Origin of the sequence: Pedobacter panaciterrae, assembly GCF_013204795.1 — a bacterium.
Lineage (GTDB): Bacteria > Bacteroidota > Bacteroidia > Sphingobacteriales > Sphingobacteriaceae > Pedobacter > Pedobacter panaciterrae.
This window is the reverse complement of record NZ_JABMKW010000020.1, coordinates 1,137,738-1,150,123: the sequence shown is the minus strand read 5'-3', so window position 1 is coordinate 1,150,123 and position 12,386 is coordinate 1,137,738. Positions and strand designations below refer to the sequence as shown.

Annotated in this window: 10 protein-coding genes; 8 read left to right on the top strand and 2 right to left on the bottom strand. The window is 37.8% G+C overall.

The annotated features are described in order from the left end of the window. The first annotated feature begins 11 nt into the window (after nucleotides 1-11). The 6 genes from pnp to HQN86_RS23760 all read left to right on the top strand — a co-directional run bounded on the left by pnp (nucleotide 12) and on the right by HQN86_RS23760 (nucleotide 8,792). Nucleotides 12-2,162, top strand: a complete 2,151-nt coding sequence (gene pnp / locus HQN86_RS23785; protein WP_172663347.1) for a polyribonucleotide nucleotidyltransferase — start codon at nucleotides 12-14, stop codon at nucleotides 2,160-2,162. A 156-nt stretch (nucleotides 2,163-2,318) separates the two neighbouring features. Beyond that, nucleotides 2,319-2,990, top strand: coding sequence for a ribulose-phosphate 3-epimerase (rpe, locus tag HQN86_RS23780; protein WP_172663346.1), 672 nt, complete (start codon nucleotides 2,319-2,321; stop codon nucleotides 2,988-2,990). A gap of 21 nt (nucleotides 2,991-3,011) precedes the next feature. Further along, on the top strand, nucleotides 3,012-5,411 hold the full coding sequence (locus HQN86_RS23775) for a TonB-dependent receptor (protein ID WP_172663345.1): 2,400 nt from the start codon (nucleotides 3,012-3,014) through the stop codon (nucleotides 5,409-5,411). Between the two features lie 50 nt (nucleotides 5,412-5,461). After that, nucleotides 5,462-6,529: a 3-phosphoserine/phosphohydroxythreonine transaminase gene (gene serC, locus HQN86_RS23770; RefSeq protein ID WP_172663344.1), complete on the top strand. Its 1,068-nt coding sequence runs from the start codon at nucleotides 5,462-5,464 to the stop codon at nucleotides 6,527-6,529. An 11-nt stretch (nucleotides 6,530-6,540) separates the two neighbouring features. Further along, nucleotides 6,541-7,491, top strand: coding sequence for a D-2-hydroxyacid dehydrogenase (locus HQN86_RS23765; protein WP_172663343.1), 951 nt, complete (start codon nucleotides 6,541-6,543; stop codon nucleotides 7,489-7,491). Between the two features lie 56 nt (nucleotides 7,492-7,547). Further along, a complete protein-coding gene (locus HQN86_RS23760; RefSeq protein WP_172663342.1) occupies nucleotides 7,548-8,792 on the top strand; it encodes a DUF1015 domain-containing protein in 1,245 nt (414 codons plus the stop codon). A gap of 135 nt (nucleotides 8,793-8,927) precedes the next feature. Here the strand turns inward: HQN86_RS23760 and HQN86_RS23755 are convergent, their stop codons facing one another. Both HQN86_RS23755 and HQN86_RS23750 read right to left on the bottom strand, forming a co-directional pair. Further along, the gene (locus tag HQN86_RS23755) at nucleotides 8,928-9,440 is read right to left on the bottom strand and encodes a hypothetical protein (protein WP_172663341.1); all 513 of its coding nucleotides are present in this window, start codon (nucleotides 9,438-9,440) and stop codon (nucleotides 8,928-8,930) included. Between the two features lie 54 nt (nucleotides 9,441-9,494). Beyond that, nucleotides 9,495-10,274: an SAM hydrolase/SAM-dependent halogenase family protein gene (locus tag HQN86_RS23750; protein ID WP_172663340.1), complete on the bottom strand. Its 780-nt coding sequence runs from the start codon at nucleotides 10,272-10,274 to the stop codon at nucleotides 9,495-9,497. A 102-nt stretch (nucleotides 10,275-10,376) separates the two neighbouring features. Here HQN86_RS23750 and HQN86_RS23745 point away from each other — a divergent pair, with 102 nt between their 5' ends. Together HQN86_RS23745 and HQN86_RS23740 are read left to right on the top strand one after the other, a co-directional pair. After that, the gene (locus tag HQN86_RS23745) at nucleotides 10,377-11,342 is read left to right on the top strand and encodes a PhoH family protein (protein ID WP_172663339.1); all 966 of its coding nucleotides are present in this window, start codon (nucleotides 10,377-10,379) and stop codon (nucleotides 11,340-11,342) included. 36 nt (nucleotides 11,343-11,378) lie between these two features. Beyond that, entirely contained in the window at nucleotides 11,379-12,332 is a 954-nt protein-coding gene (locus tag HQN86_RS23740; protein ID WP_172663338.1) for a phosphoribosylaminoimidazolesuccinocarboxamide synthase, read from the top strand. The last annotated feature ends 54 nt before the right edge of the window (nucleotides 12,333-12,386 follow it).

Genomic DNA, 12,386 nt, shown 5'->3' with positions numbered 1-12,386 from the left:
ACAATTTTTAAATGAATGTAATAAAAAAATCGTTCGACTTGGGCGATGGAAGAACAATCGAAATTGAAACAGGAAAATTAGCTAAACAAGCTGATGGTTCGGTGGTAGTTAAAATGGGCGATACCATGCTTTTGGCAACTGTAGTTTCTACAGTAGGCGCTAAGGCTGGTGTTGATTTTTTACCTTTGTCTGTTGATTATCAGGAGAAATACGCTGCCGCAGGCCGTATCCCTGGAGGTTTTCTTCGTCGCGAGGCAAGATTATCTGATTATGAAGTTTTAATTTCACGTTTAGTAGATCGCGCTTTGCGCCCGATGTTCCCTGAAGATTATCACTCTGATACTCAGGTAATGATCTCATTGATCTCTTCTGATAAAAATATAATGCCAGACTGTTTAGCTGGTTTAGCTGCTTCGGCTGCTATTGCGGTTTCAGATATTCCGTTTAACGGACCAATCTCTGAAGTACGTGTAGCTAAAATTGATGGCAAACTGGTAATTAACCCTTACGTGAGCGATTTAGAGCGTGCATCATTGGAATTCCTTGTTGCAGGAACTGAAAAAGATATCGTAATGGTTGAGGGTGAGTGTGATGAAATTTCTGAAACTGAAATGGTTGAGGCCATTGAATTTGCTCATAAAGCAATCGTTATTCAGGTTCAGGCTCAAAAAGAACTTGCTGAACTTGTAGGCAAAACTGTAAAACGTGAGTATTCTCATGAAGACAGTAACCCTGAATTAAAAGAGCAGGTTTATGCTGCTACTTATGATAAAGTTTATGCTGTAGCTAAAAGCAACACTAGCAAAGGTGAGCGTGGTGATGCATTTGGTACGATCTTAATGGACTTCATAGCTACATTGGGAGAAGATATTGATGATGTAACCGGTTTCCTTGCTAAAAAATATTTCCACGATGTACAATATGATGCTATCCGTAACCTGGTTTTAGATGAAGGAATTCGTTTAGACGGTCGTGACGTACGTACAGTACGCCCAATCTGGAGTGAAATAGGTTACTTGCCTTCAGCTCACGGTTCTGCAGTATTTACACGTGGTGAAACACAATCATTAACTACCGTTACTTTAGGATCTAAAGATGATGAGCAAATGATTGATGGTGCGTTCATCAATGGATACAACAAATTCCTATTGCACTATAATTTCCCTGGCTTCTCAACTGGAGAGGTTCGTCCAAACAGAGGTGCTGGTCGTCGTGAAATTGGTCATGGTAACCTGGCTATGCGTTCTTTAAAGAAAGTATTGCCTGGATTGGAAGAAAATCCTTATACCATCCGTATCGTTTCTGATATCTTAGAATCTAATGGTTCTTCGTCAATGGCAACTGTTTGTGCTGGTACATTAGCACTTATGGATGCCGGTATTAAAATCAAAGCTCCGGTATCGGGTATTGCAATGGGTTTAATTACTGATGAGAAAACTGGTAAATATGCAATCCTTTCTGATATTTTAGGTGATGAAGATCATTTAGGTGATATGGACTTTAAAGTAACCGGTACTGAAAAAGGTATTGTTGCGTGTCAAATGGACTTAAAAATCAATGGCTTGAAATGGGAAGTGTTAACAAATGCTTTAATTCAGGCTAAAGAGGCTCGTTTGCATATCTTAAATGAGATGAAGAAAACAATTTCTGCACCTCGTGAAGATTATAAAGACCATGCTCCACGTATTGTTTCTTTAAGTATTGATAAAGAATTTATTGGTGCTGTAATAGGACCAGGCGGTAAAATTATTCAGGAAATGCAACGTGAAACTGGCGCTTCTATCTCTATCGAAGAGGTTGGAAACAAAGGTATCGTTGAAATCTTTGCTGATAACAAAGCTGCAATTGATGCTGCTGTTACCCGTATCAATGCAATAGCTGCTAAACCGGAAATAGGTGCAACTTACAGTGGTAAAGTAAAATCCATTATGCCATTTGGTGCATTTGTAGAGATTATGCCAGGTAAAGATGGTTTACTTCACATTTCTGAAATTGACTGGACTCGTTTAGAAACAATGGACGGTGTGTTTAAAGAAGGTGATAAAGTTGAAGTGAAACTTTTGGATGTTGATAAACAAGGTAAAATGAAACTTTCTAGAAAAGCTTTATTGCCTCGTCCACCAAAAGCAGAAGCTGCTCCCGCTGAAAATAAGCCGGCTTAATCCAAAGGTAGGTCTGTCAGCCGAGGGTAAATCCTTCGGTTTGTCAGTTTCTTATATACTCAAAACCCTGCAAATCGCGGGGTTTTTTGGTATAAGATGGGTTATTTCTTTATATTTACAATTGTGAACCAGCTATAAATTAAAAACACCTTTCTCATGAAACACCTTATTGCTCCCTCTTTACTTTCCGCTGATTTTGCTAACCTTCAACGTGATATTGAAATGGTTAATTCGAGTGAGGCAGACTGGTTTCATGTAGATGTGATGGATGGTGTGTTTGTACCAAATATATCTTTTGGTTTTCCAGTAATGGAAGCAATAAAAAGATATGCTACAAAGCCTTTGGATGTTCACCTTATGATTGTTAATCCTGATCAGTATATTGAGCGTTTTGCAGCTGCAGGCGCATCAGTAATAACGGTGCATTACGAAGCTTGTACACACTTGCATAGAACGATTCAGGCAATTCATGCCACTGGTTGCAAGGCGGGTGTTGCAATTAACCCTCATACTCCTGTGGGCTTACTTAAAGATGTTTTGGCAGACCTGGATCTGGTGCTTGTTATGTCAGTGAATCCGGGTTTTGGTGGCCAAAAGTTTATTCCTAATACGCTAAATAAACTAAGGGAGTTAAAAGCTATGGCCTCAGTTGTTAATCCTGATCTGCTCATAGAAGTTGATGGCGGGGTAGGGATAAAGAACCTGGCCGATCTGATTCAGGCGGGTGCAAGCGTTTTTGTCGCAGGAAATGCCATTTTTGCTGCTCCTTCTCCATCGGTCATGATCTCTGAATTAAAACAACTTGATGCACAATTGAAATCATCATAAGCTCACAGCTTTGTAACATAAATGTATAGACTCTGCCTGCTGCTCTCAGTTTTACTATTTGGTTTTACGTATGTAAATGCACAACCTCTTGTAAAAGTGTCAGGACTAATTACAGATGATCTGAAGAGCCCATTGTCTATGGTAACCATTAGCGTTGTTGGACAAAACCAGTCGACCGCATCTGATGACAAGGGGAGCTATAATATTTATTCAAGCACCACCTCTTTTACATTGAAATACAGTCTGTTAGGTTATAAATCTGTTTTGGTTGAGTTTAAATATGGTAAGGCCGGCAGGATTATTCAAAATGTTTCATTAACACGGAATATAAACGAACTGGAGCAGGTTACCATTACCACAAAACAAAATCAGCTTCGTAACAGCACCACTATTAATATTGCAGATATTGCTTCTATACCCTCAGTTTCGGGTAATTTTGAAGTGGTTCTTAAAACATTACCGGGGGTATCTACTAATAATGAATTGAGCGCTCAGTATAGCGTTAGGGGAGGTAATTTTGATGAAAACCTGGTATATGTAAATGATGTTGAAATTAGCCGGCCTGTGCTGATCAGAAATGGACAGCAGGAGGGTTTGAGTTTTATTAACAGTGATTTGTTAAGCTCTGCCAAGTTCTCTACAGGTGGCTTTGAATCCAGATATGGTGATAAATTATCATCAGTACTGGATGTGAAATATGATCGGCCGGATAGTAGTGAGGCCGTATTGAACCTTGGTATGCTGGGAGCCGGTTTTAGTTCTAAGATTTTAAACAAAAACAGCTATCTGCTTGCCGGATTGAGGTATAAGAATAATACAAGTATATTAAACAGACAAGATAATAAAGGGAGCTATGCGCCTAATTTTACCGATGCGCAATTGATTTATCATCATAATATTTCGTCTAAAATGAGTGTTGACTTTTTAGGGAGTTTTAATAGTGGGATCTTTAAATTAATACCCGAAAGCAGAGAAACCCAATTTGGAACATTAAGTACTGTGATGCGCTTGCAAACAGACTACAGCGGAAAGGAAATTGATGATTATCAGACAGCAGGAGGGGCCATAACCTTTGCCTTTTACCCTAAATCGAATCTGGTTATAAAGTGGATAAACAGTTATTTTAATACCCTTGAAAGAGAAAGAATAGGCATAGAGGGGAGATATGTGTTTGATGAGGTTAACAATACCTTTGCAGATGGAAACTTTGGCGCTGTTAGGATCAACAAAGGTGTAGGGAAGTATATCAATTATGCCCGCAATAACCTGGAGTCAGAAAACCTCAGTTCGGAGGTAAAGGTAGATCAGGATTATGAAAACCATACCTTTTCATTGGGCTTAAGGTTTGAGCGCAAGAAATATAACGATAATTTAAATGAATATAGTCTTATAGATTCGGCAGGATATATACAACAGGGAGGGTTAAATAATTTCTATCAGGACAACCTTATTAATGTTAGAAATGACCTGGCAATTCAATACTACAGCGCTTATATTCAGGATAGTTACACCTTGTCAGTCAACTCAACCCTTCAGCTTGGTGTAAGGGGTAATTATAATACTTTAAGTAAGCAATTTCTCCTTAGCCCCAGGTTGCTTTTGGCTTACAGGCCATCGAGCAATAATAAAATTTTCAGATTTACTGCCGGAGTATATCAGCAGGCTCCCGACTACAGGAGCATCAGGGATTTTAATGGAATTCTTAATTTAAATCAGCAGGCACAAAGGTCATACAATACATCGGCAGGTTTGGACTATGCATTTGATGGTCTGGGAACACGTCTAAAGTTTACTTCTGAGCTTTATTTTAAATATCAGGACAGGCTTATTCCTTATATGATGGATAATGTAAGGGTAAAGTATCTTGCCGGAGAGTTGGCAAAAGGCTATATCTATGGAGCAGACCTGAGCATTGGCGGTGAGTTTGTAAAGGATCTGGTGTCTTATTTCAGAATGTCTTTAATGAAGGCTAATCAGAATATCTTCAATGATGAGCGGGGTTATTTAAAAAGGCCAACAGATCAGAGAATTAATTTCTCAGTTTATTTTCAGGATAGATTGCTGAACAGCCCTACCTATAAAGTACATTTAAATATGATGTATGGTTCTAAATTGCCGGTAGGAGCACCTCTTACACGTCGTTATTCTGATAATTTTAATATCCCTGCTTATAAGCGTGTGGATATTGGATTTTCTAAAGATTTTTTAGACGATGCCGGACTAAAAAAACCGAGGTTACTGGATAAATATTTTAGTTCGTTTTCTGCTCATTTAGAGGTATTTAATTTGTTAAATATTAACAATACGGTTTCATATTTATGGCTTAAGGATGTAGATAACGTACAATATGCTATTCCTAATTATTTAACTGGCAGGCAACTAAATTTGAAATTGATTATAAAGTTCAAGAATTCGAAATAATAAATAATATAAAACTGTTACATTTACAAGCATTAAAAATCACTATAAAAATGAGACACAATTTCGGCGCAGGCCCCTGTATTTTACCTCAGGAAGTATTTAAGCAAGCAGCACAAGCAGTTCTAGATTTTAAGGATGGTTTATCCATTCTGGAGATCTCTCATCGCACATCTGAATTTGAAGGTGTGGTAGCAGAAACAGAAAAATTAGTTAAGGAATTATTAAATGTACCTTCCGGATATTCTGTTTTATTTTTACAAGGCGGTGCTAGTTTGCAGTTTGCAATGGTTCCAATGAACTTATTACCTGAAGGAAAAACTGCCAGTTATCTGGAAACAGGCGTTTGGGCAAACAAGGCTATTAAAGAAGTATCTACTTTTGGTAAAGCAAACATTGTTGCTTCTTCAAAAGAATCAAACTTTACCTTTATTCCTAAAGATTATAGTATTCCAGAAGACAGTGCTTATTTCCACTTCACTTCTAACAATACTATTTACGGAACAGAAATGTTCAGCGTACCTAAAACCAGTATCCCTGTAGTTTGCGATATGTCTTCGGATATCATGAGCAGGGTTATTGATGTTTCCCAATATGATTTGATCTATGCAGGAGCTCAAAAAAATATCGGTCCGGCTGGTTTAACAGTAGTAATTGTTAAAGATGAGATTTTAGGTAAATCAGGCAGAAAGGTACCTTCTATGCTTGACTATAAAGTGCATATCGATGGTGGTTCTATGTATAACACTCCTCCGGTATTTTCTATATATGTAGCGATGCTTAACTTAAGATGGTTAAAATCTAAAGGAGGCGTTGCTGAAATTGAAAAAGAAAATATAGCAAAAGCCAGAGCTTTATATACTGAGATTGACAGAAACCCTTTGTTTAAAGGAACTTGTGCTGTTGAAGATCGCTCTAGAATGAATGTTTGTTTTGTAATGGAAAACCCAGAGCTTGAAAAACCATTCTTGAAATATGCTGAAGAAAATGGAATTGAAGGTATTAAAGGACATAGAAGTGTTGGTGGTTTTAGAGCCTCTATATACAACGCGCTTCCAATTACAAGTGTTCATGCACTAGTTGAATTAATGCAGAATTTTGCTGAAAAACACACCAATTAAAATAAAAATTAATGATTAAGATACTTGCAAACGATGGGATAGATCCTATCGGTAAAGCGTTATTAGAAAAAGCGGGTTTTGTTGTTGATACTGAAACTGTTCCTCAGGATCAATTGGTTGAAGCTTTAAAAAACTATGATGGTATTACAGTTAGAAGTGCCACCAAATTACGTAAAGAATTGATTGATCAGGTACCTAACATTAAACTGATTGGCAGAGGCGGTGTAGGTATGGATAACATTGATGTTGAATATGCCCGCAGTAAGGGTGTTGCAGTGGTAAATACACCTGCAGCTTCTTCGTTATCTGTTGCTGAACTGGTATTTGCACATTTGTTTACCGGTATTCGTTTCTTACAGGATTCAAACAGAAAAATGCCTGTTGAAGGAGCTACTAAATTCAATGCTTTGAAAAAAGCATATGCTGGTGGTGTTGAGCTTCAAGGTAAAACCATGGGGATCATCGGTTTCGGTCGTATTGGCCGTGAAACTGCTAAGGTTGCTCTTAGGTTAGGTATGAACGTATTGGCTTATGACCTTTACCCTGCTGAAGGTACTTTGCCATTGACTTTCCAGGGTGGTGTTTCTGTTGAGATCCCTTTCAAAACAGTATCATTGGATGAGGTAATTGCAAACAGTGATTTCATTAGTTTACATACTCCATTCGCAGATAAACCTATTTTAGGTGCAGAAGAGTTTGCTAAAATGAAACAAGGTGTTGGTGTGGTGAACTGCTCAAGAGGCGGTACCATTGACGAGGAGGCATTAGTTGCTGCTTTAGACAGTGGTAAAGTATCTTTCGCTGGTTTAGATGTGTTTGATGACGAACCTACACCAAGGGCTTCTATTTTACAACATGCTAAAATCTCTTTAACCCCTCATATTGGAGCTGCTACAAATGAAGCGCAGGAACGTATAGGTGTTGAACTTGCTTCATTGATTATTGAGCATTTTAATAAGTAAGATTAGTGGTCAAAGCTATTTTTTTATATAGCTTTGACCATTATTCATAATCAAGTATGCCTCTTATAAAGCCTTTCTGCGCGCTTAAACCTGCAGTGGATTTGCAATCGCTGGTTGTAACCAGGCCGCTTGAGAATTATAGCACGGGTCAGGCAAGGCTAATTGCTTCAGAAAACAGGTGTACTTTTCTTCATCTGATTAATCCTGAACTCGATAATCCATATCTAAGGGGAACAAGGGAGGAGCTGGTTTATAAAAAGATCAGTGAGAATCTTGAAGGGTTCCTTGAACATCAATTTCTTATTAAGCAGGATAAACCTGCTATTTACATTTACCGAGTAAAACACAATGATCTGGTGCAAACAGGCATTTGGACACTTACTCATATTAAAGATTATTTGGAGGGGAGGATAAAGAAACATGAGTCGACCGTAGAGCGCAGGGAGAGGCTTCTGGCAGATTATCTGCAGCAAACCGGACTAGATGCTAACCCTGTATTAATTACCTACCACCCTGATCAGATTATTGATTCCATTACAGACAAATACACCGGGCTTAAAGCTGACCTTGATTTTACATTTGCGGATGGTACGACACATCAGGTATGGGCTGTTACTGATAATCCGGATCTGAATGACCTGGTTACTGCCTTTTATGATATTCCCTTTGCATACATTGCTGATGGCCACCATAGAGCAGCATCAATGGCAAAGATGGGTTTGCATAAGCAAGCTTTAAATAAAGAACGTCATACCGGAACTGAAGGGTATAACTATTTTACCTCAGTTTATATGAATACCAGAGAGGTTAAAATACTGGAATTTAACAGACTGGTTAGAGATCTTGGTGACCTGGAGCCTCAATTATTGATTGGGTTGTTAAAACAGTCGTTTTTAGTACAGGAGTCGCCAGATGTTGTTAAACCGAATCAATTACATAAGATTGGGATGTATTTTGATGAAAAATGGTATGTGCTTGAGCCAAAGAAAGAAATCTATGATGAAAATGACCCTGTTAATGCGCTTGATGTGAGTATTCTACAGAATCATATTCTTGCTCCTATATTAAATATAAAAGATCCCCGGACTGATGCCCGAATTACTTTTGAGGGTGGGAGAACTGCCATTTCTGAACTCCAGCTTAAGGTTGATAATGGCCTTTATGCGTTGGCTTTTACCTTGTTTCCTGTCTCGATAGATCAGGTCATTGCGGTGGCAGATGTGAATGGGGTAATGCCTCCAAAATCAACCTGGGTTGAACCGAAATTTCTGGTAGGGCTATTAACCAATTACTTTAATTAAGCGACTGGGTTAAAACCCAGTACTTATAGCCTAATATTGCCTTTTGAAACGTAGTTAGTTTTAACGGGTCTTTTTTATACAGACTTGGCAAAATTGCTTTATTTATTTTTACAAGAATTTTAAAGACTTTTTTCATCATGCTTTTTTAAGTTTTTTGTAGAATAAATAACACGCTACAAATAAAGTAAGCGCCAGAAACATAACTATATAATTCGTGATTTGTTTTTCTTTATTTGCAGCAGCAAAATCTTTTTTTAGCTGCAGGTTCTGATCTTGTAGCTTTTTTATTGATGTTTTGTAGTTCTCGATTCTATCGTTGGTACTGCTGGCTTCATTTTTAACACGCTTAACTTCTTCATCTTTGTAGTCCATGAGTATTTTAAGCTCTTTAAAGACATTGTTGTCGTTTAAAACTATCTGACGCAGTATTTCATTTGAATTTTTTATATCACCTTTAGTTTGCAGGCCAAATATTCCTGTTTTGGTATCCAAGCTTTGATCGTACTGGCCAAATTTGGCACTTCTTTCTTTAAGGAGCGCATTTACTTTTAGTCTTTGTGTTTGATAAGCACTTGTATCCGTCTGAAATGTTGCGGCTTGTAATGATGTGTTAATAAAGAAAATAATAAACAATACGTTTTTGATCATGTTTAAATGTTTTTAAGGGACAAGCAAACTCCATGCCTGATGGGAAATGCATTTTTAAGGATGAAATTCGATTCTGATAATGTCGTTAAGGTGTAAACCTAATAATCCGCTGGCCTTTCCTTTGTTAATGGCAATTTCAAGATGGTTACTGATTCCAAACAGACACAATTTTTCACCTTCAGGCACTTCATTATAATGCCAGCTCAACTGCGTAATGGTTTCACTTTTTCTGAAATACAAGGTGAAGTCGCGGTTACGCTGAATTTTTGTAAAAAGATCTTTTGTGATGTTGGTTATAACATTGCAGAAGGTGTCAATATAGATTACGCTGCCCCTAATGATGTCGCGTTCAATAACCGGATTTAACAACATTCTTTCTTCAATACTTTCTGTTGGTACACCGATGTCCCTAAGCTTCGCACCTTTGGCAAGCTGCGTTGCAGCTTTAACAAAAATATCAACCAGGGGAAAGTGAAGATATTTGAGGTCCTGCATAATATTTAACTCCACAATCTCTTCGGGCTTCTCGTTAAAAAGTAATGAGAAAATTCCGTTATCGGCACCTACAAAGAAATGATCTTTATGTCTTAGTGCAATATATTTTGTGTTTTCGCTAAATACAGAATCAATACCAATAAGGTGAACCGTGCCCTTGGGGAAGTAAGGGTATACGTTCTTTAAAACGAATGCAGCGTGGGAAATATTAAAAGATGGCACTTCATGAGTTACGTCAACAATGTTAGCTGTAGGCAGGATACTCAGGATACTACCCTTAAGGGCAGCCTGATAGAAATCTTTAGAACCTAAATCTGTTGTTAAAGTAATAATGGCCATTAAAAATTGAATATTTATTCTTAATCTTGCGTAGGTGGTAAAACGCGTACAAATATTCAACTTTTAAATCAAAATATACACTCCAATCTAAAAAACAATATTTTGAACGAACTAAAATTAACATTAGAATCGGTAGATCCGGTACAATTTTGGGGTGCTAATAACGAGCATTATGAGCTGGTTAAAAGTGCTTTTCCAAAATTAAAGATTGTGGCAAGAGGAAACGAAGTAAAGGTATTAGGTGACGAACAGGAACTTAAGGTTTTTGAAAAGAAGTATGGTCAACTGATTAGTCAGTTAGAGAAGTATAGCTCTTTAACTGCGAATGATGTAGAATCTATTTTGGTTTCAAAGAAAATACAGTCGGCCGACGAGCCCGCTGCTGAAAAAACCAGCAACGGGGGAGGTGGAGAAGTCATTGTGTTTGGTACCAATGGTTTAATGGTAAAAGCCAGGACCGCCAATCAGCGGAAGATGGTTGAGAGTATTAATAAAAATGATGTGCTCTTTGCTATCGGACCTGCCGGGACCGGAAAAACTTACACAGCCGTTGCCCTTGCAGTAAGAGCATTAAAAAACAAAGAAATCAAGCGTATCATCTTAACCAGACCTGCTGTTGAGGCAGGAGAGAATCTTGGGTTTTTACCCGGCGATTTGAAGGAAAAGGTTGATCCTTATTTACGCCCATTGTATGATGCACTGGACGATATGATCCCTGCCGAAAAACTTAAATTATATATTGAAAACAGGACTATCGAGATTGCCCCACTTGCTTTTATGCGTGGAAGGACACTTGATAACTGTTTTGTAATTTTGGATGAGGCACAGAACTCCACTGATTTACAATTGAAAATGTTTTTGACCCGTATGGGGCCATCAGCAAAATTCATTGTAACGGGCGATATAACTCAAATAGATTTACCGAAAAAGCAGATGTCGGGTTTACATAACGCGCTGCGTATTCTTGAAGATATACCAGGTATTGATATTATTTATTTAACAGGTGAAGATGTGGTAAGACACAAACTGGTTAAAAGAATATTGAAAGCCTATGGTGATATTCAGTAATTTTAAATAAACAATAAAAGCTTTTTAGCACATAGCATGACAGCAATTAAAGAAACAAATTTTAGCTTCCCTAAGCAGACAAATTTTTACAAAGGAAAAGTGAGAGATGTTTATACCATTAACAACCAATTTATGGCAATGGTAGTAACAGACAGGATATCTGCATTTGATGTGGTTTTACCTGAGGCAATACCTTTTAAAGGACAAGTATTGAACCAGATAGCGGCTAAATTTTTAGGTGCAACAAAAGACATTGTTCCGAACTGGGTTATTGATGTACCTGATGAAATGGTTACCATCGGACGTATTTGTGAGCCATTTAAAGTGGAAATGGTAATTAGAGGTTATTTAGCAGGGCATGCCTGGAGAGAATACAGCGCCGGGAAACGCAGTGTTTGCGGAGTAGCTTTGCCAGATGGTTTAAAGGAAAATGATAAATTACCTAACCCAATTATAACGCCTACAACTAAAGCCTCTGTGGGGCATGATGAGGATATTTCTAAAGAAGATATTTTAGCCAAAGGCATCGTGTCTGTTGCAGATTATACCCATCTTGAAAATTATACTTATGCATTGTACGAGCGTGGTACCCAAATGGCTGCTGAGCGAGGTCTTATCCTTGTAGATACTAAATATGAATTCGGTAAAGTTGGCTCAGATATTTATTTAATTGATGAGATTCATACGCCAGATTCTTCTCGTTATTTTTATGCAGAAGGTTATGCAGACAGACAAGATAGGAATGAACCACAGAAACAGTTGTCTAAGGAATTTGTAAGGAAATGGCTAATAGAAAATGGATTTCAGGGTAAGGATGGGCAAACCATTCCGGTGATGTCTGCTGAAATTGTGAACTCTATATCTGATCGTTATATTGAGCTTTATGAACAAATAACGGGAGATCAGTTTGTGAAAAATGAGACAGCTGATGTGGTAAGCAGGATAGAAAAAAATGTGGCTGATTCTATAAGTAAACTCTTATCGGCGTAGGCATCTAATCTACTTCAATAATTAAATAAATCAGAGAATTTTAACTACATTCGT